The following is a 25,629-nucleotide window of genomic DNA, read 5'->3' on the forward strand; positions in this document are numbered from 1 at the left end:
CCATACGATGTGGGTAATCGCTTAGTGCGTTTTGTTAAATTGAGGTAAAAAGAAAATTATGATGCGAATCGCGCTTTTCCTGCTGACGAACCTGGCAGTAATGGTCGTGTTCGGGCTGGTGTTAAGCCTCACGGGGATCCAATCCAGCAGCATGACCGGTCTGTTGATTATGGCCCTGCTGTTCGGCTTCGGTGGTTCTATCGTTTCGCTGATGATGTCGAAATGGATGGCCCTGAAGTCTGTGGGTGGGGAAGTGATCGAGCAGCCGCGCAACGAAACGGAACGCTGGCTGATGCACACCGTCGCCCAACAGGCGCAGCAGGCGGGCATTGCCATGCCGCAGGTGGCTATCTATCACGCGCCTGATATTAACGCTTTTGCTACCGGCGCGCGTCGCGACGCCTCGCTGGTCGCCGTCAGCACCGGGCTGCTACAAAACATGAGCCGTGATGAAGCGGAAGCGGTCATTGCCCATGAAATCAGCCACATCGCTAATGGCGATATGGTGACCATGACGCTGATTCAGGGGGTGGTGAACACCTTCGTTATCTTTATCTCGCGCGTGATTGCCCAGATTGCGGCCGGTTTCCTCGGCGGCAACCGGGAAGATGAAGGGGAGAGCAGCAATGGTAACCCGCTGATCTACTTCGCTGTCGCCACGGTGCTGGAGCTGGTGTTCGGTATTCTGGCCAGCATTATTACCATGTGGTTCTCTCGTCATCGCGAGTTCCACGCTGACGCCGGCTCGGCGCGACTGGTGGGCCGCGAGAAGATGATTGCTGCCCTGCAGCGTCTGAAAACCAGCTATGAGCCACAGGAAGCCAGCAGCATGATGGCGTTCTGCATCAATGGTAAAGCGAAATCCATGAGCGAGCTGTTTATGACTCACCCGCCGCTGGATAAACGTATTGAAGCCCTGCGTAGCGGTGAGTATCTGAAGTAATCCGTCGGTTCGACGCTAAAAATAAAAAATCCGCAGCCCGAAAGCTGCGGATTTTTTTTGCCGCCGTTTATCAGGCCGCGCGCGGCTGGGTGACGCGCAGACCGCTAATCAGTGCGGCAACGGTCGCCAGAATGCCGGCCAGCAGCAGGGCGGTATGGGTGCCGCTGTTGCCGAGCAGGTTGAACAGCAGGGCGACCAGCGCCGCGCCAGTGCTCTGACCGAGCAGGCGAGCGGTACCCAGCATCCCGCTGGCGCCACCGCTACGATGGCTCGGAGCCGAGGCGACAATAGTGTGGTTATTCGGCGACTGAAACAGCCCGAAACCGGCGCCGCACAGCGCCATACGCCAGATAATATCCAGATCGGAAGGCGACGCGGGCAGCAGCGCCAGGCCGAACAGGCCGCAGGCCATAACCAGCAGCCCAATGGCCCCCAGCAGTCCCGCATGGCATTTCTCAATCAAATAACCGGCCAGCGGCGCCATCACCATGGTCGCCAGCGGCCACGGCGTCAGCAGCAGGCCGGTCTCCACTTCGCTGCGCCCCATCATCGTCTGCAGGAAGAAGGGCAAGGAGACCATCGCCAGCATCTGCGCACAGAAGGAGCAGATGGAGGTGCAGATAGAGAGTGAGAAGAGCGGGATGCGCAGCAGGTCGACCGGCAGCAGGGGGACGGGCATGCTGAGCTGGCGGCGAACGAAGAAAAAGCCCACCACCAGCATGGCGGCCACTTCCGCCAGCACCAGCTGAACAGACTGTCCCTGGGCGAACCCGCTGAGCGCAGTGATCAGCAGCCCGAAGGTGAGGGCGTTCATGATGGCGCTCGGCAGATCGAAGCGGATAATTTTGCTGCGCGCGCTGTTGGGTGGCAGAAAGCGCATGGCCAGAACAAAAGCGACGATCCCGAGGGGAACATTAATTAAAAACAGCCATTGCCATGAGGCGAGGGAGAGGATCGCCGCGGCGATCGTCGGGCCTGCCGCCGAAGAGACGGCGACGACAAAGGAGTTGATGCCCATGCCGCGGCCGAGAAAGCGCTGCGGATAAATCAGGCGGATCAACGCGGTGTTCACGCTCATCAGCGCGGCGCCGCCCAGCCCCTGGGCGACGCGGGCGAAGGTCAGCATGTCGAGACTGCGCGACAGGGCGCAGGCCAGCGAGGTAAAGATAAACACCATCAGGCCTATCTTATAGATGCGGCGATAGCCGACCATATCGCCGAGGAAAGAGAGCGGTAGCAGGGCGATGACAATGGCGATTTGGTAGGCGTTAACGATCCAGATTGACGCCGCCGGCGAGGCGTTAAGATCGCTGGCGATGGTCGGGAGCGCGACGTTGGCGATAGCCCCGTCGAGCACGGCCATGGTCAGCCCCAGCACGATGGTCAGAATGGCGCCATAGCGTTGCGGCAGCGGCACGCCATCGGAAGAATTTTTATCCATGGTCAATATAAGTCTTAAATGAAACGGTTTTTTGAATGATGAGTTTAGCATTGATTATTCCGCAGTATGTCGCAGATTTGTAACGAAGTGGCAGAAGAATGATTGCGGCGCAGAGGCGGCGAATTTATAATAAAAACCGGTTCTAAATTTTATAAAACAGTTACGGCGAGGTGATAAATGGCAGGTGCAGATTTGGATAAACAGCCAGATTCTGTCTCTTCGGTATTGAAGGTTTTTGGCATCTTACAGGCGCTGGGTGAAGAGCGTGAAATTGGCATTACCGAACTGTCCCAGCGCGTCATGATGTCGAAAAGCACCGTTTATCGCTTTTTACAGACCATGAAATCACTGGGCTATGTGGCGCAGGAAGGCGAGTCAGAGAAATACTCCCTCACGCTCAAGCTGTTCGAGCTGGGCGCTCGTGCGCTGCAGAACGTCGACCTGGTACGCAGCGCCGATATTCAGATGCGCGAACTCTCCCGGCTGACGAAAGAGACTATTCACCTCGGGGCGCTGGATGAAGACAGCATCGTCTACATCCACAAGATTGACTCGATGTACAATCTGCGGATGTACTCGCGTATCGGCCGTCGCAATCCGCTGTACAGTACCGCGATTGGTAAGGTACTGCTGGCGTGGCGCGATCGCAGCGAAGTGGAGCAGATCCTCGAGGGCGTGGAGTATAAACGCAGCACCGAGCGGACCATCACCAGCACGGAAGCGCTGCTGAAGGTGCTGGATGGCGTACGCGAGCAGGGATATGGCGAAGATAACGAAGAGCAGGAAGAGGGACTACGCTGCATCGGGGTACCGGTGTTCGATCGTTTCGGCGTGGTTATCGCCGGACTGAGCATCTCTTTCCCGACGCTACGTTTCTCAGAAGAACGTTTGCATGAATATGTGGCGATGCTGCATCAGGCGGCGCGCAAGATTTCTGAGCAAATGGGATACAACGACTACCCGTTCTGACGCGGTAGCTGAAACATCCGGCGAGCGCGGTGCTATTGTCGCGCTCGCCGGAGTGATTTTAACCGTTATCAACCACGGTTGCGCTTTTGCGCAGAATGGGACAGTTACTGACGCCGATCACACCGCTATTGGAATGCACATAAAGTGCGGTACTGACCCCGCGGGCGGTGAGATACTGACACTTAAGACCCAGACCACCGACGTTTTCTTCACTGTGGAATAATACGCCATAGCCGCTTAATAATACGCCAATCCATAAGATAGCCACGACGACAATAGTACGAATGATTAATCGCATTGATGCCTCATTATTTGTATGATCCTTGCCGTGATTTTGACACGAACACGTTTTGAAACAAGTCGATGATTCCTAAACTTGCCGTTCGTATTACAGTTAGCCGCGGTTTAAGAAGGCCGTGTTATCCTGGTGAGATAAAGTACTAATGCGGAGAGTGGAGTGAAAAAATTACGGTGGGTTTTACTGATAGTCATCATAGCAGGCTGCCTGTTGCTGTGGACTCAGATGCTTAACGTAATGTGCGACCAGGATGTTCAGTTTTTCAGCGGCATTTGCACTATCAATAAATTCATCCCGTGGTAAGACATTTTTCTGACGACTGATTTCCTTCTGCGGTGTGGGTGGTAGAATGAACGCCTTCTCTTTGAGGTGGTGAAATGAGTGAGTTACTAAATCCTGGGATCTTAAATCTGGCTTCGCTGGCTGTATCCGTCGCGTTGCTGCTTGTCGGTCTGTTGTTATGGTTCTTCGTCAACCGCGCCAGTTCGCGGGCGAACGAGCAGATAGAACTGCTGCAAGCGCTGCTGGATCAGCAAAAGCGGCAGAATGCGCTGTTACGTCGCCTTTGCGAAGCTAATGCGCCGGAAAAAGAGGACGTGGCCGAGTCGACCGTCGCAGGCAAGGCGAAAGGAGAGGATGAGTTTATCCGCCTGGTGGCAGAGCGCTAAGTACCTCCACAGGTGTGCATCATAAGATGCGCACCTGCATGATAGCTGGCAGTAATAGCTTATTCTTATTCCATTATTCCTTTCCCCGCGCATTATTCCCTTTTTTACACGCTGTAAATAAAGTCATTCCCGCCGCGTTTATTGCCCTGGAATGTGACACTGTCATCATTTTTTCATTATTAAGGTGCAGAATTAGCTCTATTTTTAGCGTGACGACTAACAGGTTTTATTATCACTACACTGGTACGGCTTTAGCGATTTTTCGTCTGCTGTTATGAGTAATTATGCGCATCAATATTCATCGCCTTCAGCGAAGCGCCGTCAGCATGGCGGTTCGTATACGTACATACCTGGACGAAGCGAAGTTGTTGAGCTATGGTAAAAAAGTTGCAGTAATGAGGCAGCAACCAGGTGATATTAGCGAATGCTATAACGCCTTGCCAGGAGCGGCAAAGACGCATAAATGTGCAGGCGATCAAATGATTACCTTATAATTTGTGCGAACGATCGTGACACGTTTAAAAATGGCTTGCCATTATTTACGTAGTATGTGATAACACGTTTCGGGTTAAACGAGGTACAGTTCTGTTTATGTGTGGCATTTTCAGTAAAGAAGTCCTGAGTAAACACGTTGTCGTTGAATACCGCTTCTCTGCCGAACCTTAAATTAGTGCCTCATGCAGTTATGTGTCAGTTTTATCTATGTAAACGCCAGCAGGCGAAGAAAACAGTCTAAGGAATTTTGCAAATGGCAAAGATTAAAGGTCAAGTTAAGTGGTTCAACGAGTCTAAAGGTTTTGGTTTCATTACTCCGGCTGATGGCAGCAAAGACGTGTTCGTACACTTCTCCGCTATCCAGGGTAACGGCTTCAAAACTCTGGCTGAAGGCCAGAACGTTGAGTTCGAAATTCAGGACGGCCAGAAAGGTCCGGCTGCAGTTAACGTAACTGCTATCTGATACAAGACCACTCTTCTTGTATAAAAGCCTCGCCTGCGCGGGGCTTTTGCGTTTTTATTGCAAAGCATGTCATTTTACCCCCTTCCGTCGCGTCTTGTTGCAAATAGTCAACTTTATTAGCATTGTGTAGCAGTCTGTTTTGCTAATTTTCTGTTAAATCAGATGGTTGCAAAATGATGCCGGAGCTATGGTGCTAAAGAAAAAAATGAAGTCCGCCGCCAGCTTTACCCCGATTCGCTTCGGGTTACTCTGTGTGGCCATTCTTGGTTGTCTGGGACTGCTGTTGGCCCGCGTGGGCTGGCTGCAAATTGTCTCTCCCGATAACCTGGTAAAACAAGAAGACATGCGTTCTCTGCGCGAAGAGCCCGTGGCGGTGGAGCGCGGCATGATTAGCGACCGCGAAGGACGACCGCTGGCGGTGAGCGTACCGGTCAGCGCTATCTGGATCGACCCGCAGACCACCATGGAGAAGGGTGGGGTTGGTTATGGTCCTCGCTGGCAGGCAATGGCCGAAGCACTGCATCTCAACCTCGGGGAGCTGGCCCAACGGGTACAAAGTCATCCTCACGCCCGTTTTCTCTATCTGGCGCGTCAGATCAATCCGGAGCAGGCGGAGTGGATTGATAAACTGCATCTCCCGGGCGTCTATCTGCGCGATGAATCGCGACGTTTCTATCCGGCTGGTCATGTGGCTGCCAATCTGCTGGGCTTTACCAACGTCGATAATCAGGGCATCGAAGGGGTGGAGAAAAGCTTTAATGCCCAGCTGACCGGCAAACCCGGACGACGCCTGGTGCGCAAAGATAAACATGGCAATGTTATTGAAAATATTACCGAAGTGCCGCCAGTCCCGGCGCATAATCTGCAGCTGAGTATTGATGAACGTCTGCAGACGGTGACCGAAGATGCGCTGGATAATGCCGTTCGCTGGAATAAGGCGGAATCCGGGGCGGCGGTATTGATCAAAATTGATACCGGTGAGATTCTGGCGATGGCCAGCTACCCGGACTTCAATCCGAACAATCGCGACAGCGCGACGCTGGATGATTTCCGCAACCGCGCCATCAGCGACACCTTCGAACCCGGGTCGACCGTCAAACCGCTGGTGATCATGACCGCGCTCCAGCAGGGGATTGTCCAGCCGGATAGCGTGGTGGACACCCATCCGTTTGTCCTCGACGGCCACCGCATCCGCGATGTGGGCTATTATCCGGAGCTGAGTCTGACCGGGATCCTGCAAAAATCCAGTGATACCGGCGTGTCGCATCTCTCGCTCGCTATGCCGGTGCAGCATCTGCTTGATACCTATCAGGCATTTGGGTTCGGCGAGCCGACCGGATTGGGATTGACCGGGGAAAGCGCCGGGCTGATGCCGCATCGTCGCTACTGGGGGCAGCTGGATCGCGCTACCTTCGCTTTCGGCTATGGGTTAATGGTGACGCCGCTCCAGCTGGCGCACGTCTACGCGACTATCGGCGGTTTCGGTATTGAACGACCGTTATCGATAACCCGCATCGATCCGCCGGTGATAGGTACGCGGGTGATGCCGGAGAACATCGTGCACAGCGTAGAGCATATGATGGAGAGCGTGGCGCTCCCGGGCGGGGGCGGGACCAAAGCGGCAGTGCGCGACTACCGGGTGGCGGTAAAAACCGGGACGGCGAAGAAAATCGGTCCGGACGGCAAATATATCGATAAATATGTGGCCTACACCGCCGGCGTGGCGCCCGCCAGTCGTCCACAGTTTGCGCTGGTGGTGGTGATGAACGATCCGAGTAATGGCTCCTATTACGGCGGGGCGGTGTCCGCGCCGGTCTTCAGCCAGATCATGGGGGATGTCCTGCGGCTGGAGAACGTCATGCCGGACGGCATGCCGCAAGGGGCGGAGAATCTGATCGTGATGCACGACAGCCATCCGCTGGCGCCGGCGCTGTAACAGTGGTCTGCAGGGGCGAATAGCGCTACACTTTCGCCCTTTAGCAACACCGGAGCCGTCATGTCATACAGTTGCCCCCTTTGCCACGCGCCGTTAAGCCGCGGCGACAACCACTATTCCTGCCCGCAGCGGCACCAGTTCGATCTGGCGAAAGAGGGGTACGTCAATCTGCTACCGGTGCAGTTCAAGCGGTCGCGCGATCCCGGCGATAGCGCTGAGATGATGCAGGCCCGGCGGGCGTTTCTGGATGCGGGTCATTATCAGCCGCTACGGGAGGCGATCGCCGAACGGCTGCGGCACCACGCCCCTGCGGATTTACTGGATATCGGCTGTGGCGAAGGGTATTACACCCACGCGTTTGCCACCATCGCCAGCCATAGCTGGGGGCTGGACGTGTCGAAGCCAGCGATCCGCGCGGCGGCAAAACGCTACCCGCAGGTCAGTTTTTGCGTCGCCTCCAGCCAGCGTCTGCCGTTCTCTGATAACAGCTTCGATGCGGTAGTGCGCATTTACGCCCCCTGCAACGCCGAAGAGCTGGCGCGGGTGGTGCGGCCTGGCGGATGGGTGATCACCGCCACGCCGGGACCCCGCCATCTGCTGGAGCTAAAAGGGCTGATTTACGATGAGGTACGCCTGCATGAGCTGAAGACGGAAGCGATGCCGGGATTCCGCCTGGACGCTCAGCAGCAGCTGGCCTATCCGATGACCCTGACGGGAAGTGAAGCGCAGGCGCTGCTGCAGATGACGCCGTTCGCGTGGCGGGCTAAGCCTGAGGTGCACGCCGCGCTGCGTCAGCAGGCGACGTTTGGCTGCCAGACCGACTTCATGATCCATTGCTGGCAGCGCGAGGCGTAAGGCTTAACCGGCGAAATGGCTCCAGAGGATTTCGCTGCCGATGCCAATCAGCACAATACCGCCGAGGATTTCGGCCCGTTTGCCCAATAGCGGGCCAATAAAGCGACCGACCATGATCCCCAGCGTCGACATAAGAAACGTCGCGCAGCCGATCGCCAGTGCGGTGGTCACAATGCTGACCTGCAGGAAGGCCAGACCCACACCAACGGCCATCGCGTCAAGGCTGGTGGCGAAGGCGGTGGTGACCAGCAGCCAGAAACCATGACGGCGAGGCGCGTCACACGCCTCGTCGCTGTCGCCGCGAACACCTTCCACGATCATTCGCCCGCCGAGAAACACCAGCAGAATAAAGGCAATCCAGTGGTTCCACTCGAGGACAAACTGGCTGGCCAACATGCCGAGTCCCCAGCCGACCAGCGGGGTCAGGGTTTCAATCACGCCAAAAATCAGCCCGGTGCGGACGGCTTCTGAGAATTTAGGTTTGTGCAGGGTGGCACCCTTGCCGATAGAGGCTGCAAAGGCGTCCATAGACATGCCGAAGGCGAGAAGAATGGTAGCGGATAAATTCATGTGCGTGTCCTGACCGGGGATAATCCATATGACACATCGCTGCCCCCAGTAAATATACGCGGAGCCGCTCAATGGCTGAGCAATACGTACAGCAGTGATGTATCTATGGTCTCGCCTGATTGAATCACTTCAACCCGTACGTGCCACGTTTTGCAACGAGTATGTTGACACGTACATTTCCTGGCAAACAGGAAATCGGCTACTCCCCAACGACGGGCGCAACCTTAACATATTTTTAGAATATAAAACAATAACAGAAGACGGCTATTTTAATAACCAAATGATAACGATTTTCATTTGAATTTATAAGTAAATAAATAGTTAATAAAAAAGGGAAGAGGAGGCAGGGGAAATATAGCCATGGCTATATGTTTTTCCAGAAAAAACTGGAAATTATAGCGCTGGCTATATTTATAACTCATTGAGTTGAAACGAGAAGTTTGTAGATTTTCTCCAGGTCGTCGATATTTCGTACGCGAATAAGCAGCCGCCGTTGCTCTAATTGCATCACCAGCACGCCATCCTCGGATAAATTCATCTCTTTAATTCGCTGATATTCTATCCACACGTTGGCGAAGAAAAAACCGCGCGGTTTAAAAATGATTTTCGGCGTACGGATCCAGAATAAATAGAGACCCATCAGCGCCAGGGCAGATAATAGCCAGGTGGTGATCGGGGTGCCGTGCTGGGTAATGTTGTTATAGATCAGAATGGCGGTGAGGCCGACAAAGATCAGACCGTCAACGCGGCTGCGGCGAAGCAGGGGGATGGCCAGCAGCACCGGGCCGTTCCGCCTCGGCATAATGAACTGGTCATACACCGCGTAGGCCAGTAGCGCAAGGATAAACAGGATGATCACCAGGTCCGTGAATGTCATTGCTTTGCGTTCCTCCTGATAAAAAAAAGCCGGGGGCAAGCCCCCGGCGTACAACCTGGAAATTACAGACCCAGCAGGCCGACAGCGTAGCCCGCGATACCGATGACGAAGAAGCCAACGATGATCCACAGTGGGTTAACTTTCTTGCGCAGCAGCCACATACAGGCGAAGGTCAACAGCAGCGGTACCAGGCCCGGCATCAACTGGTCGAGGATGGTTTGCACCGTGGTGACGTGAACCTGTCCGTCAGAACCGGTGATTTTTGACACCACCATCGGAATATTCACGTGCGTCCACTTGTTAACCAGCGCCCCCATGACAAACAGGCCGAGGATTGACGCCCCCTCAGTCAGTTTCTGCAGGAAACCGCCGCCCATATCTTTAACGATGTCCACGCCTTTGCGGTAACCATAGGCGACGCCATAGTAACGGGTCAGCAGACGCACTGCGTTGAACAGGATAAAGAACAGCAGAGGACCGAGCAGGCTACCGCTCATCGCGATCCCAGCGCCTAAGGCCGCGAACACAGGACGCACGGTACCCCAGAAGATCGGGTCGCCGACGCCGGCCAGCGGCCCCATCAGACCGACTTTGATGCCGTTGATGGCGCCATCGTCAATCTCTGCGCCATTGGCGCGCTGCTCTTCCATCGCCAGGGTTACGCCCAGTACCGGAGCGGCAACGTAAGGATGGGTGTTGAAGAACTCAAGGTGACGTTTAATCGCCTGCTTACGCGCATCATTGTTCTCCGGGTACAGGCGACGGATTGCCGGAACCATAGAGAAGCAGAAGCCCAGCGCCTGCATACGTTCGAAGTTCCATGACCCCTGGAACAGGTTAGAACGAATGAACACGCCACGAATATCACTCTGAGTGAGTTTTTTCTCGGTGGTATTTTTAGTCATATCAACCATTTCGCTCACCTGTTAGTCCAGTTCGTTATCGAGATCGTTGTTACCAGCCGCCTGAGCCGGCGCACCGGCGACGCGGTTATATTTCGGGCTCAGCTGGATGTAGAGGATAGCCATGACCGCACCAATCACACCCAGGGCTACCAGGTTGAAGTTGGTGAAGGCGGCGGTGACGAAGCCGAGGTAGAAGAACGGCATCAGGTAGCCTGCGCGCATCATGTTGATGACCATCGCATAACCGACAACCACGATCATACCGCCGGCGATGTTCAGACCGCTGGTGACCACTTCAGGGATCGCGTTCAGCAGGCCCTGGACTTCGCTGGTACCGACGGAAATGGCGACGATGACGGCCGGGATAGCGATACGCATCGCCTGCAGGAACAAGGACGAGACGTGCAACCACGACAGGGCGGTCAGGTTGCCATTCTCCGCCGCTTTATCTGCCGCGTGCTGGAAGGCTACGGTGATGGTACGAACGATAATGGTCAGCACCTGGCCTGCCGCCGCCAGCGGGATAGCCAGCGCGATACCGGCACCGATGCTCTGATGGCCGGCAATAACCAGAACGGTGGAAATAATGGACGCCAGCGCGGCATCAGGGGCAACCGCCGCACCGATGTTCATCCAACCCAGAGCGATCATTTCCAGCGTACCGCCGATGATAATACCGGTTTTCATATCGCCGAGAACGGCACCGATCAGCGTACAAGCGACCAGAGGACGGTGGAACTGAAATTCATCAAGCACCGACTCCATACCCGCAATACACGCGACGATGAACACCAGCACAATCTGAAGAAGGGTAATCTCCATTGTACTTCTCCTGTTGATTAAGTCTTAAAGTGAAAACTGGGGCGCGATCGGCCCGGTTATTTATCAACCTTGGCGATCAGATCCATCATTTTCAGTTTCGGGTCGGTGGACACTTTACGTGCCTCCAGCTCGATACCGCGTGCGTTCAGCTTGTTAAACGCCTCAATATCTTTGGCATCGACCGAAATCGCGTTGTTAACCTGGGTTTTGCCCTGGCGGAACGCCATACCACCGATGTTGACGCTGGTGATTTTCACGCCGCCCTCGACGATACGCTCAACGTCGGTCGGGTTAGTAAACAGCAGCATGACGCGCTGCCCGGCGTACATCGGGTTGTTGTAAACGCGGATCATTTTGGCGACGTCCACCACGTGGGCGGTGACGCCCGGTGGTGCAACCTGGGTCAGCAGGGTTTTGCGCACCGTATCCGCGGCCACTTCGTCGCTGACGACGATGATGCGGGTGACGTTGGTCTCTTTGGTCCAGCGGGTGGCGACCTGACCATGGATCAGGCGGTCGTCAATGCGCGCGAGGCCAATCACCATGTAGTCGTTCGGGCCCATCGGTTTGGCCGGCGCGGCGGCTTTTGGCGCCGCGGCAGGGGCTGGCGCGGGAGCCGCTTTTTCCACCGGTTTGGCCTTCAGCGCTTTCACGCCTTCGCTACCGGTCTCCACCGCTAAGGCGACCAGTTCATCAAACGAAGGGTCATCATCGCGGGCCATGAAGGTTTCCACCAGCATCGGGATGTTGACGCCAGCGATAACTTCGTAATGCTCTTTATCGACGACAATGCGGCTCGCAGCGTTGAACGGGCTGCCTCCCCATGTATCGACGAGAAATAGCACGCCTTTACTGGTATCCAGTTTTGCCAACTGGGCATTGTATTTCTCGATCAGCGTTTCGGCGTTTTCACCCGGAACGAAATCGATCCAGCCAACGTTTTCCTGCTCGCCCAACAGCATCTCTGCTGTTTTCAGCAGCTGTTCTGCAGCCCAACCATGTGTGCCTATTACAATAGCAATCGTCACTTGCTACCTCCTTTATTATCGTGAATGCATCATCTGCTTTGATACATCCTGAATCACTCTTGAGGACAAAATCGATTCAGTTAGGGTGTAAGATAGAAAATAGTTACTACCGCGAATTATTTTAGACAGTGAAAAAATAATTAATGTGATGAAGATCCGTTAATCAGGCATCGCCTGGTAATAATTTTGCAGCGCAAAAAATAGCCTTAGTTATTGCAAATTCAGGTAAATTTTTTCCAATTTCGATCTATATTTTGCTATGTTTAACTTCCGTTTAATTACTCAGGAGTATAGGGCATAGCCCGCAGTATGGACCGTCATCGACGTCTTTTCACTTTCTGGCACCTGGTTGCCACCTCCACGCATCACGCTTTTCTCTCAGCACCTATTGTCGCGCCCATGCATGACATGGCGATGACTCAGCTTGCCGCTAACCGGAGTCGTACATGGAATTGTTAATGGATCCCTCAATCTGGGCTGGCCTGTTGACGCTTATCGTTCTGGAGATTGTGCTCGGTATCGACAACCTGGTGTTTATTGCCATCCTGGCGGACAAACTGCCGCCGAAGCAGCGCGATAAAGCGCGACTGATCGGCCTGTCGCTGGCGCTGGTGATGCGCCTGGGGCTGCTGTCGGTGATCTCCTGGATGGTGACCCTGACGAAGCCGCTGATTACTATCGCTGATTTCTCCTTTTCCGGGCGCGACCTTATCATGCTGCTCGGCGGGATCTTCTTGCTGTTTAAGGCGACGACTGAACTGCATGAGCGGCTGGAAAACCGCCAGCACGATAGCGGTCACGGTAAAGGGTATGCCAGTTTCTGGGTGGTGGTACTGCAGATCGTGGTGCTGGACGCCGTCTTCTCTCTGGATGCGGTGATCACGGCGGTCGGGATGGTTAACCATCTGCCGGTGATGATGGCGGCGGTGGTGATCGCCATGATCATGATGCTGCTGGCGTCGAAGCCATTGACGCGCTTTGTCAACCAGCACCCGACGGTGGTGGTGCTCTGTCTGAGCTTCCTGTTGATGATCGGCCTGAGCCTGGTGGCGGAAGGGTTTGGCTTCCATATTCCGAAAGGGTATCTGTACGCGGCGATCGGTTTCTCGATCATCATCGAGTTCTTTAACCAGGTGGCGCGACGCAACTTTGTCCGACATCAGTCGACGCTGCCGCTGCGTGCCCGTACCGCGGATGCGATCCTGCGCCTGATGGGCGGCCGGAAACAGACCTCCGTCAGCCATGACGCCGACAGCCCGGCAGCCATACCGGTGCCGGAAGGGGCGTTTGCCGAAGAAGAACGTTACATGATTAACGGCGTGCTGACGCTGGCCCAGCGCTCCCTGCGCGGTATTATGACCCCGCGCGGTGAAATCAGCTGGGTCGACGCCGAACAGAGTGATGACGAAATTCGTCGTCAGCTGCTCTCGTCGCCGCACAGTCTGTTCCCGGTCTGCCGCGGAGAGCTGGATGAAATCATCGGTATCGTGCGGGCGAAAGAGTTGCTGGTGGCCCTTGAGGCGGGCGAAAACGTTGCGGCGCTGGCCTCTGCCTCCCCGGCGATTGTCGTCCCGGAAACGCTGGACCCGATCAATCTGCTCGGCGTTCTGCGCCGTGCGCGCGGCAGCTTTGTCATCGTGACCAACGAGTTTGGCATGGTACAGGGGCTGGTGACGCCGCTGGACGTCCTGGAAGCCATCGCCGGTGAATTCCCGGATGCCGATGAGACGCCGGAGATCGTCATTGATGGCGATGGCTGGCTGATCAAAGGCTCGACCGACCTGCATGCGCTGCAGCAGGCGCTTGGACTGGATGCGCTGGTCAATGAAGATGAGGATATTGCCACGGTGGCCGGGTTGGTGATCGCCGTCAATGGCCATATCCCGCGCATTGGCGACACCGTGTCGCTACTGCCGCTGCAGTTTACCGTGGTGGAAGCGAATGATTACCGGGTCGACCTGGTCCGCGCGGTGGTCACCCGTCCGCTGAGCGACGAAGAAGAGTAATTGCCCTGCTCGTCGGCCCCTGTGGCCGGCGAGCTATTCTCCCCCCTCGCTTTTCTGCCCCTCTCTGTCTGCCAGCCACGCCGGAAACGCCTCTATCGGCATCGGCCGGGCATAATAAAATCCCTGCAGCACATCGACGCCGTGGCCCCGGAGATAGCTTTCCTGCTCCAGCGTCTCCACCCCTTCGGCCACGGTAACGATATTCAGACGGTCGGCGAGGGCTATAATAATATCCGTCACCGTGGCATTGACGCTGTCTATCCCGACGGAACTGGTAAACGAGCGGTCGATCTTCAGCACGTCCGGCCGCAGTTTTTCCAGCCACGAGAGCGAGCTGTTACCGGTGCCAAAATCATCTATCGCCAGCTGGACCCCTTTTAAATGCAAATGTTCGGCCATGTGCTGGTCGCCATCCTGCAGGACATCACGTTCGGTGAGTTCAACCACCAGCTGTTGTATCGGATTGACGCTAAACCAGTAATTGTGCAGGTCATGCAGCAGCAAACCGTGGGCAAAGTGACGGGCAGCGACATTAATCGCGATATGAAAATGCGGCTCGCTGGGGAAGGCATCCAGGCGGCGGGCGGTTTCGGCGATCACATAGCGGGTGAGGGGAATAATCAGATTGTCCCCTTCGGCGATGGGAATAAATACCTCGGGCGAAATCTCGCCGCGGCGGGGGTTGTTCCAGCGCAGCAGGATCTCCACCCCGCAGCAGCGTCCGCTGCGCGCATCCTGCAGCGGCTGGCACCAGAGGGTAAATTCCCGGGCCGTGATGCCGAGACTTATCTCTCGCGAGAAACTCATTCTGCCGGCGGTGGCCAGCCAGGCGATGCCGGTCATCAACAGGCTGAAGATGAGGGCCAGCGGCAGCTCACCGGGCAGCTCCTCCAGCGCGATAGTCGCGGCACCCGGACCGTTAATGTTGATGGTAAAGGGAAATTCTGTGGAGCGCTGGCGATAAATCACCGACGCCTGCGGGGCGTGCGCTTTGTCAATCAGGCCGAGGCCGCTGATAAAATAATGGTCGCCGACCTGCAGGCTGACGTCGCTGATCAGGGGCGATTTTTCTTTGAGAATTAAGGTCCCCAGCAGTTCGATATTGACAATTAACATCACGCCGTCGAAGCCGCTTTCCGAGGCTGGATACCACTGGATCAGCACCGGTGTGCCTTTGAGCAGTGAGTTGTCGGTAGAAAAGAGCAGTAAGGGGTGGTGAGCCGGAAGCGCGGGCTGCAGCTGGTGCAGATCCGCCTGCCGTTGCCCAAAGATACTGGAACAGTAGATCATCCCTGACGCCACCAGCGCGACGGAGCGGACCGTCTGCAGCGAGGCCGCCATTTTGCGCAGTGTGAGATGAATATCCATGCAGGGTTTGTCGACCAGGGAGAGTAGCGTCGCCCGCTCTGCGCTCAGTGGACGCAGGATGTTATCCAGCGCCGTGACCCGCTGGCTGGCGGCAGTGCGAATGTACTCTTCATTTACGCTACGCTGTGAAATAAATCGGATAGCTAAGGTGGTACCCAGGGTTAGCAGGGCTACCAGCAGGCAGACAATAATGCGTTTGCGACGATAGGCCGTAATGACTTTTTGTGCAGTCTGCATGTGCGACACCCTGTCGACAGGACGAGTGGTTAAGCGTGGCTTATTTAATAGAGCAATTGTAGTGGCAGAATATCGCCAGGTATAGAAAAAAGAAAATGCGCCGTTGAAGGCGCATCAGGGAGATTTCAGTCACCAGGGTTATCCCCCTGCGCGCTTTGCGGGCGCAGGGGGGGACGAACAGTTTAGTCACACTGAACTTTAATCGCCAGGCCGCCGCGGGAGGTTTCGCGGTACTTGGCGTTCATGTCTTTACCGGTTTCGTACATGGTCTCGATCACTTTGTCGAGCGAGACGCGCGGTTCGCTGGTACGGCGCATCGCCATTCGCGCGGCGTTGATTGCCTTGACGGAGGCGATGGCGTTACGTTCAATGCATGGCACCTGCACCTGGCCGGCGACCGGGTCGCAGGTCAGGCCGAGGTTGTGTTCCATGCCGATCTCCGCCGCCACGCAAACCTGTTCCGGGCTGGCGCCGAGCAGTTCAGCCAGGCCCGCCGCCGCCATCGAGCAGGCAACGCCCACTTCACCCTGACAGCCGACTTCCGCTCCGGAAATGGAGGCATTCATCTTGTACAGCGCGCCGATCGCCCCGCAGGCCATAAAGTAGCGGATATAAATTTCCGGGCTGACGGATTCGATAAAGTGGTCGTAATAGGCGAGTACCGCCGGAACGATGCCGCAGGCGCCGTTGGTCGGCGCGGTCACCACGCGACCGCCGGCGGCGTTCTCTTCATTGACCGCCAGTGCGAACATATTGACCCAGTCAACGACGTTCATCGGATCGCTGGAGAGCTTATCGCTGGCCACCAGCAGACGACGCAGCGCCGAGGCGCGACGCGGCACGCGCAGCGGACCAGGCAGCACGCCTTCGGTGTTCATCCCGCGGTCGATACAGGCGCGCATGGTCTGCCAGACGTTGGCGAAATAGTCCTCGATCTCTTTTTTGCTGTGCAGCGCCAGCTCGTTTTGCATCACCATCCCGGAGAGCGACAGGCCGGTCTCTTTACAATACGCCAACATTTCCTGCGCCGATTTAAACGGGTAGGGCACCTGCAATTCATTGGCGTTTTCTTTGCCGAAGTGCTCTTCATCGACGATAAAGCCGCCGCCAATCGAGTAATAGGTCTTGCAGTAGATCTCTTTCTCGCCGGCCCAGGCATGAATGGTCATGCCGTTTTCGTGCAGCGGCAGGTTGTCGCTGCGAAAACGCATGCCGTCATCCGCCGGGAAGTCGACCTCGTGCTGGCCGTTGGCCAGCAGCAGTCGGCCGCGCGCCTCGACGTCACGGATAAATGCCGGGATCGCGTCAATATCGACCGTATCGGGCTGATTGCCCGCCAGTCCCATGATAATGGCGATGTCCGTATGGTGGCCTTTGCCGGTTAATGACAGCGAGCCGTAGACGTCAACCGCCACACGGGTCACCGCATTAAGCAATCCTTTTTCGACCAGGTCATCGACGAACTGTTTACCGGCCTTCATCGGGCCAACAGTGTGGGAAGATGAGGGACCAATCCCCACCTTGAACATGTCGAATAGACTAATCACGATAATACTCCTGACAGGGTTACCGCGGGTGCGGTAACGATGTAATAACTGCGCATAGTGTAAGAGGGAAGCGCGCTGCCAGTTGAACTATTCACATGAATTAAACTAATGGATAACCGCGATTTTACTAATAGTGAGAGCGCTCTCTCATAAACAGTATAGCTAAGGTCGAGCGCCTATCTGCAACGCCAGTTCGCGAATGATCCCGGCGGTCATTCCCCAGACAAAATAATGCTGGTACCAGGAGAGCCAGACGCGGTGGTCGTTACCCCGACGGTGGATGTCGAGCGGATGGTAGCGCCCCAGGCGCAGGGCTTCGGCGAGCGGCATTTCAAATACCGCTGAGACTTCGTCCTGACTGGCGTGATAGTGCAGATTGGGGGGAATAATACCCACCACCGGCGTCACCTGAAAACCGGTGACGCTGTCCACTGGCGGCAGAACGCCGATCACCTCGACGGCTTCCGGCGGGATCGCGACTTCTTCCTGGGCTTCGCGCAGGGCGGCGGCGATAAGCGTCGCATCGGTATTATCTACCGCGCCGCCGGGAAAGGCGACCTGACCGGCGTGCTTGCGCAGCAGCGGCGAACGCTGGGTCAGCAGCAGGCCGGGCTGCGGCCGGCGCACGATCGGCACCAGCACCGCCGCCTGCCGCTGATTGAGCGCATGGCGCGAAGGCTGGGGGCGCAGCAGCTGGAAGCGGGACAGAAAATCATCCAGATTGAGGGCGTGGTCCGCCATGGTCTAGTTCTCCAGTTGGTGCAGGATACGATTAACTTTATCAAAAGTTTCCTGATATTCCGCATCTTCCTCGCTGTCCGCGACGATACCGCCTCCAGCGGAGCAATACAGTTGCCCCTGCCAGGCCGTCAGGGTGCGAATGGTGATGCTGGTATCCATATTGCCGCAATAGCTCAGGTAGCCAATGCTCCCGCACCAGGCGTTACGTCGCTGAGGTTCCAGTTCATCGATAATCTCCATCGCCCGGACCTTCGGGGCGCCAGTGATAGATCCCCCGGGGAAGGCGGCGCGCAGCAGATCGCTGGCATGCAGCGTCGCCGGTAAGCGGGCGGTGATGGTGCTGACCAGATGATGGACCGCCGGGAACGGCTCCACCACGAACAGCTCGGGGACCCGCACGCTGCCCGGCACGGCGACGCGGCCGATGTCGTTGCGCATCAGGTCGACAATCATTAAATTCTCGGCGCGGTCTTTCGGGGAGTTCGCCAGCTTCTCAGCCTGCCGCGCATCTTCCTGCGGCGAATCGAGCCGCGGCAGAGTACCTTTTATCGGGCGCGTCTGGATCTCTCCCTGGCGCAACTGAATAAATCGCTCCGGCGACAGGCTTAAAATCGCCCCTTCCTCGAGGCGAATAAAGGCGCTAAAGGGGGCGCGGTTGGCAACGTTCAGCTGGCGGAAGGCCTGCCATTCATCACCGACGTAGCGGGCCTGAAAACGCTGGGCGAGGTTGACCTGATAGCAGTCGCCGCTGTGCAGATAGGCCTGCACCTGGCGAAATTTCTCGCCGTACTGCTGGCGGCTCATATTTGACTGCCAGGCAGAGGTCAGGGCGAAAGGTTTCATCGCCGGACGGGATTGCGCCTGCAGCCACTGCAGGCGCTGCTGCGGATCGTCATAGCTGAGCAGCGAAATTTGCTGGCGCTGATGGTCGACAATCAGCGCCCAGTCATAGATCCCCACCGCCATATCCGGCAGCGCGATATCGGCCTGGGCATGAGCTGGAAGTCGCTCAAAGCGGCGGCCCAGATCGTACCCGAATAGCCCCAGCGCGCCGCCAAGAAACGGCAGATCGTCATGGGGCTGCGGCGTGAACGGCTGACGATCCAACTGCTGTTGAAGCAGTTGCAGCGGATCTTCCGCGGAGACAAAAGCGGTTTCGCCGTCATCGACCCACGTCTGTTCACCGCGCGTCAGCAGCGTGGCGCGCGGGGCAGCTACCAGAATATCAAAGCGGTTATGCGGATGGTCGGCAAAGCCGGAATGCAGCAGCATCGCCCAGGGCAGGGCGCTTAACGGCGCAAAATAGTGTTCGGCCGCATCCGGGCGCCAGGGCAGGGTAATAATCGCGGGGGACAACATCTTTCTCGATCCTGAACGTTGCCGTCCCTCTGGCGTAGGCGGGGACGGCGTGAAATAATTACGCCCCACAATGTAGCAGGAGTAAAAGATGTTTGCAGGTTTACCTTCGCTGAGCCACGAGCAACAGCAAAAAGCGGTCGAACGTATCCATGAGCTAATGGCCCAGGGGATGAGCAGCGGTCAGGCGATTGCCCTGGTGGCGGAAGAACTGCGCGCAACGCATACCGGCGAGCAGATCGTCGCGCGCTTTGAAGATGAGGATGAAGATCAAGACGAAGATGAGGACGACTAATTACACCGCGGCGATAATTTTGATCTCAACTTTATACTGCGGGTTCATCAGCGTCGCTTCCACCGTGCAGCGCACCGGGGCGTGACCGGCCACCACCCACGCGTCCCAGGCTTTATTCATCGCCGCAAAGTCGCTTTTATCGGCGAGGAAGATGGTGGCGTCAAGAATACGCGACTTGTCGCTGCCCTGTTTTTCCAGCACCGCGTCAATCTGCGCCAGGGTATTGGCGGTCTGCTCGAAGGCGTCGGCATCAAGATTTGCCGGCACGCCGGTGTAGTACAGGGTCTGGTTGTGGATCACCACGTCTGACCAACGGGCTTCGGCATCAATACGCGTAATTGTCATTTCTTTTTCCTCTTTGAGCATTCCATTCGGCTGCGGCAAGACTGCCATAATGTTCCGTTCGCGTCACTACCTGGACTGGCGAAACGCCGTCCTCCCTGACATAATCACTGTCCAAATAACCAGGGGGCAATGTGATCGACGATTTTGCAGCAGACGGCCAGTTAGCCAAAGCCATACCGGGATTTAAGCCGCGCGAGCCGCAGCGCCAGATGGCGAAAGCGGTGAGCGAAGCGATTGAGGCCTCCCGACCGCTGGTGGTGGAAGCGGGGACCGGAACCGGTAAAACCTACGCTTACCTGGCGCCTGCGCTGCGGGCGAAAAAAAAGGTGATTATCTCCACCGGCTCGAAAGCGCTGCAGGATCAGCTCTATAGCCGCGATCTGCCCACCGTCGCCAAGGCGCTCAAATTCACCGGTAAACTGGCGCTGCTTAAAGGGCGCTCCAACTACCTGTGCCTTGAACGTCTTGAGCAGCAGGCGCTGGCGGGCGGCGATCTGCCGGTACAAACCCTCAGCGATGTGATCCTCCTGCGCTCCTGGTCGAATCAAACCCAGGATGGCGATATCAGCACCTGCGCCAGCGTCGCGGAAGACTCCCAGGCCTGGCCGCTGGTCACCAGCACCAACGATAACTGTCTCGGTAGCGACTGCCCACTGTATAAAGATTGCTTCGTGGTGAAGGCGCGTAAAAAAGCGATGGACGCCGACGTGGTGGTGGTCAACCATCACCTGTTCCTGGCCGATATGGTGGTCAAAGAGAGCGGCTTTGCCGAGCTGATCCCCGAGGCGGAAGTGATGATCTTCGATGAAGCCCATCAGTTGCCGGATATCGCCAGTCAGTACTTTGGTCAGTCGCTCTCCAGCCGCCAGCTGCTGGATCTGGCGAAAGACATCACCATTGCCTACCGCACCGAACTGAAAGACACCCAGCAGTTGCAAAAATGCGCCGACCGCCTGGCGCAAAGCGCTCAGGATTTTCGCCTGCAGCTGGGGGATCCCGGCTATCGCGGCAACCTGCGCGAACTGCTGGCGGATAGCCACATTCAGCGCGCGCTGCTGCTGCTCGATGACGCGCTCGAGCTATGCTATGACGTCGCCAAACTTTCGCTGGGCCGCTCGGCGCTGCTCGATGCCGCCTTTGAGCGCGCCACCCTCTATCGCGGGCGCTTAAAGCGGCTGAAAGAGATTAACCAGCCGGGCTACAGCTACTGGTATGAGTGCACCTCGCGCCACTTTACTCTCGCCCTGACGCCGTTGACCGTGGCCGAGAAGTTTAAAGAGGTGATGGCGCAGAAGTCGGGAAGCTGGATCTTTACCTCGGCGACGCTGTCAGTCAACGACGATCTGCATCACTTCACCGCCCGGCTGGGGATCGACGAGGCGCAGTCCCTGCTGTTGCCGAGCCCCTTTGATTATCAACATCAGGCGCTGCTCTGCGTGCCGCGCAATCTGCCGCTGCCGAACCAGCCTGGCGCGGCGCGCCACCTGGCGGCGATGCTCAAGCCGCTGATCGAGGCCAACGACGGCCGCTGCTTTATGCTGTGTACCTCGCACGCCATGATGCGCGATCTGGCGGAGCAGTTCCGCGCCACCATGACGCTACCGGTGTTGCTGCAGGGGGAAACCAGCAAAGGCCAACTGCTGCAGCAATTCGTCAGCGCCGGCAACGCCCTGCTGGTGGCCACCAGCAGCTTCTGGGAAGGGGTCGACGTGCGCGGTGATGCGCTGTCGCTGGTGATTATCGATAAGCTGCCGTTTACTTCGCCGGACGACCCGCTGCTGAAAGCGCGCATGGAAGATTGTCGGCTGCGCGGCGGCGATCCGTTCGATGAAGTACAGCTCCCGGAAGCCGTCATCACCCTCAAACAGGGGGTGGGACGCCTGATCCGCGATATCGACGATCGCGGGGTGCTGGTGATCTGCGACAACCGGCTGGTGATGCGCCCCTACGGCGCGGTGTTCCTGGCCAGCCTGCCGCCCGCGCCGCGGACCCGCGATATCCGCCGGGCGGTGCGCTTCCTCGCCGTGCCGCCGGCAAGGTAATCCGCACTAAAATGTGTTAAGCTGCGCGCCATTTTGTTAATTAGCGGTTCCCAATAGACTTCGGGCGGTATGGCGGCGGGTTGGCCGTTTGCCGGAAAACAGGCTGCCTGAAGGCCTGAACTATGTAACGAGAGCGTGACCACCCATGCGAATTTTGGCTATCGATACCGCCACAGAGGCCTGCTCCGCGGCGCTGTGGAATGATGGCACCCTTAGTGCTCATTTCGAAATTTGTCCCCGCGAACATACCCAACGTATCCTGCCGCTGGTGCAGGAGGTCCTCACCGAGAGCGGCGCCACGCTGACCGAGCTGGACGCGCTGGCCTTTGGCCGCGGTCCGGGTAGCTTTACCGGCGTGCGCATCGGCATCGGTATCGCTCAGGGGCTGGCGCTGGGCGCTGAGCTGCCAATGATCGGCGTTTCGACGCTGGCCACCATGGCGCAGGGCGCCTGGCGCAAAACCGGCGCCACCCGCGTGCTGGCGGCCATTGACGCACGAATGGGCGAAGTCTACTGGGCCGAGTACCAGCGTGACGAGCAGGGCGTCTGGCATGGCGAAGAGACGGAAGCGGTGCTCAAACCGGAAGCGGTAGCCGAACGGCTGGCACAGCTTTCCGGCGAATGGGCCACCGTCGGCACCGGCTGGCAGGCGTGGCCGGATCTGGCGAAAGCGAGCGGACTGACCTTAAGCAGCGGCGAAATTGAACTGCCGGCGGCGGAGGATATGCTGCCGTTAGCCTGTTACCTGCTGGCGGCGGGGAAAACCGTGGCCGTGGAGAAAGCGGAGCCGGTTTATTTGCGAAACGAGGTGGCGTGGAAGAAACTTCCAGGCCGCGAGTGAATCTCAGTAACAAGAAGACTGAGAAAAGGAGTCGCATCATGGCGGGTCAAAAACAGGGCGTTCGCTGGCTGTTAGCCGCGGCGGTTGCCGTTGCGCTAAGCGGCTGCGTGTCAGTGCCGGATGCCATCAAAGGCACCAGCCCTACGCCGCAGCAGGATTTAGTGCGGGTGATGAACGCCCCGCAGCTGTACGTTGGCCAGGAAGCACGCTTTGGCGGCAAAGTGGTCAATGTGCAGAACCAGCAGGGTAAAACCCGCTTAGAAATCGCCACCGTACCGCTGGACAGCGGCGCACGGCCTGTGCTGGGCGAACCGTCTCGTGGGCGGATCTATGCCGACGTTAACGGCTTCCTCGATCCGGTCGACTACCGCGGCCAGCTGGTCACCGTGGTCGGGCCGATTGCCGGCGTGGTCGACGGCAAAGTGGGCAGCACGCCGTATAAATTTATGCTGATGAACGCCATCGGTTACAAACGCTGGAACGTGGTGCAGCAGGTGGTGATGCCCCCGCAGCCCATCGATCCGTGGATGCTGGGTCCGCGCCCCTGGGGTTACGGCTATGGCGGCTGGGGCTGGTACAACCCCGGCCCTGCTGAGGTGAGAAACGTCGTAACCGAATGATTTTGTTGTTTATGTTAGTTCAAAGAAACAGCGGCCGGTCCGCTGTTTCTTTGTTTTCAGTCGAATAAGAAAAAAAATAGTGACGCGCTTCGCAACCTGCTCATTGCCTAATTAATAAACTGGTACGCTGAGTTAATATAATGTTAACAAAATGTATTTGCCAGGGGCTGTGATGACGACGAATAACTATTTCAGAGGTGATGCAGTGAAAAAGGTTTGGCTAAACCGTTATCCCGCAGATGTTCCTGCGGAGATAAACCCTGACCGCTATCAATCCCTGGTTGAACTGTTTGAGCATGCCACCACCCGCTACGCCGACCAACCGGCGTTTATCAATATGGGTGAAGTGATGACCTACCGTAAGCTTGAAGAGCGTAGTCGCGCCTTTGCCGCTTACCTTCAGGAGGGGTTAGGATTACAGAAGGGCGATCGCGTGGCCCTGATGATGCCTAACCTGCTGCAGTATCCGGTGGCTCTGTTTGGCATCCTGCGCGCCGGGATGATCGTGGTTAACGTCAACCCCTTGTATACCCCGCGTGAACTGGAGCATCAGCTCAACGACAGCGGCGCGGCGGCGATCGTCATCGTCTCCAACTTTGCCCATACCCTGGAAAAAGTGGTGGCGAAAACTCAGGTTAAGCACGTGATCCTGACGCGCATGGGCGATCAGCTCTCCACCGCCAAAGGCACGCTGGTGAACTTCGTGGTCAAGTACATCAAGCGCCTGGTGCCTAAGTACCACCTGCCGGATGCCATCTCGTTTCGCAGCGCACTGCAGCATGGCTACCGCATGCAGTACGTGAAGCCGGAGATCGTTGCGGAAGATCTGGCGTTTCTACAGTACACCGGGGGCACCACCGGCGTGGCCAAAGGGGCGATGCTGACCCACCGCAACATGCTGGCGAACCTCGAGCAGGTCAATGCCACCTACGGCCCGCTGCTGCATCGCGGCAAAGAGTTCGTGGTGACCGCGCTGCCGCTGTATCACATTTTCGCCCTGACCATGAACTGCCTGCTGTTTATCGAACTGGGCGGGCAAAATTTGCTGATCACCAACCCACGCGACATTCCCGGGCTGGTGAAGGAGCTGGCGAAATATCCTTTCACCGCCATGACCGGGGTCAATACCCTGTTCAACGCCTTGCTGAACAACAAAGAGTTTCAGCAGCTTGATTTCTCCTCGCTGCACCTCTCCGCCGGCGGTGGGATGCCGGTGCAGCAGGCGGTGGCCGAGCGCTGGGTAAAACTGACCGGACAATATCTGCTGGAGGGCTACGGCCTGACCGAGTGTTCGCCGCTGGTCAGCGTCAACCCGCACGACATCGACTACCACAGCGGCAGCATTGGCCTGCCGGTGCCTTCCACAGAAGCCAAACTGGTGGACGACGACGATAACGAAGTGGCGCCGGGTCAGCCGGGCGAGCTCTGTATCAAGGGGCCGCAGGTGATGCTGGGCTACTGGCAGCGTCCTGACGCGACGGATGAGATTATCAAAGACGGCTGGTTGCACACCGGGGATATCGCGGTGATGGATGAAGAGGGATTCCTGCGCATCGTTGACCGGAAAAAAGATATGATCCTGGTGTCGGGTTTTAACGTCTATCCGAATGAAATCGAAGATGTGGTTATGCAGCACAGCGGCGTCCTCGAAGTGGCGGCCATCGGCGTGCCGTCCGGCAGCAGCGGTGAAGCGGTGAAGATTTTCGTGGTCAAGAAAGATGCCGCGTTAACCGAAGAGGCGCTGATTACGTTCTGCCGCCGCCATCTCACCGGCTACAAAGTGCCGAAGCTGGTGGAATTCCGTGACGAACTGCCGAAATCCAACGTCGGGAAAATTTTGCGGCGAGAACTGCGTGACGAAGCGCGCGCTAAAGTGGACAATAAAGGCTAAGTAACGAATGAGTCGCCTGACGCCGGCTACGCCGGCGTTTTTTATGGGCGCAAGTTAAGAGAGTATGCTT

General features: G+C 57.0%; 26 protein-coding genes, 1 pseudogene and 1 riboswitch. Of the genes and pseudogenes, 15 read left to right on the plus strand and 12 right to left on the minus strand.

The annotated features are described in order from the left end of the window. Window positions 1-58: 58 nt before the first annotated feature. Window positions 59-943, plus strand: coding sequence for a protease HtpX (gene htpX, locus AC3EMD_RS09370; protein WP_008804280.1), 885 nt, complete (start codon window positions 59-61; stop codon window positions 941-943). Window positions 944-1,013: 70 nt separating this feature from the next. Here the strand turns inward: htpX and AC3EMD_RS09375 are convergent, their stop codons facing one another. Beyond that, complete coding sequence (locus AC3EMD_RS09375) at window positions 1,014-2,384, minus strand: MFS transporter (RefSeq protein WP_101139842.1); 1,371 nt, start codon at window positions 2,382-2,384, stop codon at window positions 1,014-1,016. A gap of 177 nt (window positions 2,385-2,561) precedes the next feature. Between AC3EMD_RS09375 and kdgR the strand changes: the two genes are divergently transcribed. Then, window positions 2,562-3,353: a DNA-binding transcriptional regulator KdgR gene (gene kdgR, locus AC3EMD_RS09380; RefSeq protein WP_008804282.1), complete on the plus strand. Its 792-nt coding sequence runs from the start codon at window positions 2,562-2,564 to the stop codon at window positions 3,351-3,353. A gap of 58 nt (window positions 3,354-3,411) precedes the next feature. Here kdgR and AC3EMD_RS09385 read toward each other — a convergent pair whose 3' ends face one another. Further along, window positions 3,412-3,651 carry a YobH family protein gene (locus tag AC3EMD_RS09385; RefSeq protein ID WP_008804283.1) on the minus strand — a complete coding sequence of 80 codons (240 nt, stop codon included), beginning with the start codon at window positions 3,649-3,651 and terminating at the stop codon, window positions 3,412-3,414. A gap of 159 nt (window positions 3,652-3,810) precedes the next feature. Between AC3EMD_RS09385 and mgrB the strand changes: the two genes are divergently transcribed. The 7 genes and pseudogenes from mgrB to rlmA all read left to right on the plus strand — a co-directional run bounded on the left by mgrB (window position 3,811) and on the right by rlmA (window position 8,068). Further along, a complete protein-coding gene (gene mgrB / locus AC3EMD_RS09390; RefSeq protein ID WP_002911375.1) occupies window positions 3,811-3,954 on the plus strand; it encodes a PhoP/PhoQ regulatory lipoprotein MgrB in 144 nt (47 codons plus the stop codon). Window positions 3,955-4,028: 74 nt separating this feature from the next. Next, window positions 4,029-4,319 (plus strand): YebO family protein, encoded by a 291-nt coding sequence (locus AC3EMD_RS09395; RefSeq protein ID WP_038421452.1) that lies wholly within the window; start codon window positions 4,029-4,031, stop codon window positions 4,317-4,319. 284 nt (window positions 4,320-4,603) lie between these two features. Continuing rightward, window positions 4,604-4,813, plus strand: a complete 210-nt coding sequence (locus AC3EMD_RS09400) for a hypothetical protein (RefSeq protein WP_153242727.1) — start codon at window positions 4,604-4,606, stop codon at window positions 4,811-4,813. A gap of 97 nt (window positions 4,814-4,910) precedes the next feature. Continuing rightward, window positions 4,911-4,982: pseudogene (locus tag AC3EMD_RS09405) on the plus strand (DUF2627 domain-containing protein); the annotation flags it as partial. A gap of 85 nt (window positions 4,983-5,067) precedes the next feature. Continuing rightward, entirely contained in the window at window positions 5,068-5,277 is a 210-nt protein-coding gene (gene cspE, locus AC3EMD_RS09410; RefSeq protein ID WP_001062678.1) for a transcription antiterminator/RNA stability regulator CspE, read from the plus strand. 187 nt (window positions 5,278-5,464) lie between these two features. After that, window positions 5,465-7,213 (plus strand): peptidoglycan glycosyltransferase FtsI, encoded by a 1,749-nt coding sequence (gene ftsI / locus AC3EMD_RS09415; RefSeq protein ID WP_008804285.1) that lies wholly within the window; start codon window positions 5,465-5,467, stop codon window positions 7,211-7,213. Between the two features lie 60 nt (window positions 7,214-7,273). Next, window positions 7,274-8,068, plus strand: a complete 795-nt coding sequence (gene rlmA, locus AC3EMD_RS09420; protein WP_008804286.1) for a 23S rRNA (guanine(745)-N(1))-methyltransferase — start codon at window positions 7,274-7,276, stop codon at window positions 8,066-8,068. 3 nt (window positions 8,069-8,071) lie between these two features. Here rlmA and mntP read toward each other — a convergent pair whose 3' ends face one another. The 5 genes from mntP to manX form a co-directional block, all read right to left on the minus strand. Next, the gene (mntP, locus tag AC3EMD_RS09425; RefSeq protein WP_008804287.1) at window positions 8,072-8,638 is read right to left on the minus strand and encodes a manganese efflux pump MntP; all 567 of its coding nucleotides are present in this window, start codon (window positions 8,636-8,638) and stop codon (window positions 8,072-8,074) included. 117 nt (window positions 8,639-8,755) lie between these two features. Then, window positions 8,756-8,858, minus strand: a riboswitch (yybP-ykoY riboswitch). Between the two features lie 198 nt (window positions 8,859-9,056). Next, window positions 9,057-9,515 carry a DUF986 family protein gene (locus AC3EMD_RS09430; protein WP_008804288.1) on the minus strand — a complete coding sequence of 153 codons (459 nt, stop codon included), beginning with the start codon at window positions 9,513-9,515 and terminating at the stop codon, window positions 9,057-9,059. A 62-nt stretch (window positions 9,516-9,577) separates the two neighbouring features. Continuing rightward, window positions 9,578-10,429: a PTS mannose transporter subunit IID gene (locus AC3EMD_RS09435; protein WP_004145526.1), complete on the minus strand. Its 852-nt coding sequence runs from the start codon at window positions 10,427-10,429 to the stop codon at window positions 9,578-9,580. Between the two features lie 12 nt (window positions 10,430-10,441). After that, the gene (locus AC3EMD_RS09440) at window positions 10,442-11,242 is read right to left on the minus strand and encodes a PTS mannose/fructose/sorbose transporter subunit IIC (protein WP_004203359.1); all 801 of its coding nucleotides are present in this window, start codon (window positions 11,240-11,242) and stop codon (window positions 10,442-10,444) included. A 56-nt stretch (window positions 11,243-11,298) separates the two neighbouring features. Beyond that, on the minus strand, window positions 11,299-12,270 hold the full coding sequence (manX, locus tag AC3EMD_RS09445) for a PTS mannose transporter subunit IIAB (RefSeq protein ID WP_008804289.1): 972 nt from the start codon (window positions 12,268-12,270) through the stop codon (window positions 11,299-11,301). A gap of 446 nt (window positions 12,271-12,716) precedes the next feature. On the opposite strand from manX, the gene yoaE reads away from it, so the two are divergent. Beyond that, the gene (yoaE, locus tag AC3EMD_RS09450; RefSeq protein ID WP_302074044.1) at window positions 12,717-14,276 is read left to right on the plus strand and encodes a CNNM family cation transport protein YoaE; all 1,560 of its coding nucleotides are present in this window, start codon (window positions 12,717-12,719) and stop codon (window positions 14,274-14,276) included. Window positions 14,277-14,309: 33 nt separating this feature from the next. On the opposite strand, the gene AC3EMD_RS09455 is transcribed toward yoaE, so the two are convergent. From AC3EMD_RS09455 to pabB, 4 genes are all read right to left on the minus strand, one after another. After that, on the minus strand, window positions 14,310-15,881 hold the full coding sequence (locus AC3EMD_RS09455) for an EAL domain-containing protein (RefSeq protein ID WP_110199332.1): 1,572 nt from the start codon (window positions 15,879-15,881) through the stop codon (window positions 14,310-14,312). A gap of 182 nt (window positions 15,882-16,063) precedes the next feature. After that, window positions 16,064-17,428 (minus strand): L-serine ammonia-lyase, encoded by a 1,365-nt coding sequence (sdaA, locus tag AC3EMD_RS09460; RefSeq protein WP_004151445.1) that lies wholly within the window; start codon window positions 17,426-17,428, stop codon window positions 16,064-16,066. A gap of 162 nt (window positions 17,429-17,590) precedes the next feature. Further along, window positions 17,591-18,169 carry a CoA pyrophosphatase gene (locus AC3EMD_RS09465; RefSeq protein WP_008804292.1) on the minus strand — a complete coding sequence of 193 codons (579 nt, stop codon included), beginning with the start codon at window positions 18,167-18,169 and terminating at the stop codon, window positions 17,591-17,593. A gap of 3 nt (window positions 18,170-18,172) precedes the next feature. After that, complete coding sequence (pabB, locus tag AC3EMD_RS09470; RefSeq protein WP_110242672.1) at window positions 18,173-19,528, minus strand: aminodeoxychorismate synthase component 1; 1,356 nt, start codon at window positions 19,526-19,528, stop codon at window positions 18,173-18,175. A gap of 88 nt (window positions 19,529-19,616) precedes the next feature. Between pabB and AC3EMD_RS09475 the strand changes: the two genes are divergently transcribed. Continuing rightward, window positions 19,617-19,820 (plus strand): YoaH family protein, encoded by a 204-nt coding sequence (locus tag AC3EMD_RS09475; RefSeq protein ID WP_008804294.1) that lies wholly within the window; start codon window positions 19,617-19,619, stop codon window positions 19,818-19,820. Here the strand turns inward: AC3EMD_RS09475 and AC3EMD_RS09480 are convergent, their stop codons facing one another. Beyond that, window positions 19,821-20,165 (minus strand): RidA family protein, encoded by a 345-nt coding sequence (locus AC3EMD_RS09480; protein WP_002910910.1) that lies wholly within the window; start codon window positions 20,163-20,165, stop codon window positions 19,821-19,823. Between the two features lie 131 nt (window positions 20,166-20,296). Here AC3EMD_RS09480 and yoaA point away from each other — a divergent pair, with 131 nt between their 5' ends. From yoaA to fadD, 4 genes are all read left to right on the plus strand, one after another. Further along, on the plus strand, window positions 20,297-22,207 hold the full coding sequence (gene yoaA / locus AC3EMD_RS09485) for a DNA repair helicase YoaA (RefSeq protein WP_008804295.1): 1,911 nt from the start codon (window positions 20,297-20,299) through the stop codon (window positions 22,205-22,207). A gap of 145 nt (window positions 22,208-22,352) precedes the next feature. Further along, window positions 22,353-23,048, plus strand: a complete 696-nt coding sequence (gene tsaB, locus AC3EMD_RS09490) for a tRNA (adenosine(37)-N6)-threonylcarbamoyltransferase complex dimerization subunit type 1 TsaB (protein ID WP_008804296.1) — start codon at window positions 22,353-22,355, stop codon at window positions 23,046-23,048. A gap of 38 nt (window positions 23,049-23,086) precedes the next feature. Further along, a complete protein-coding gene (locus tag AC3EMD_RS09495) occupies window positions 23,087-23,668 on the plus strand; it encodes a Slp family lipoprotein (protein WP_008804297.1) in 582 nt (193 codons plus the stop codon). A 205-nt stretch (window positions 23,669-23,873) separates the two neighbouring features. Beyond that, complete coding sequence (fadD, locus tag AC3EMD_RS09500) at window positions 23,874-25,559, plus strand: long-chain-fatty-acid--CoA ligase FadD (protein WP_025999236.1); 1,686 nt, start codon at window positions 23,874-23,876, stop codon at window positions 25,557-25,559. Window positions 25,560-25,629 lie beyond the last annotated feature (70 nt).

The sequence above is a fragment of the Klebsiella sp. PK18 genome (assembly GCF_057784655.1).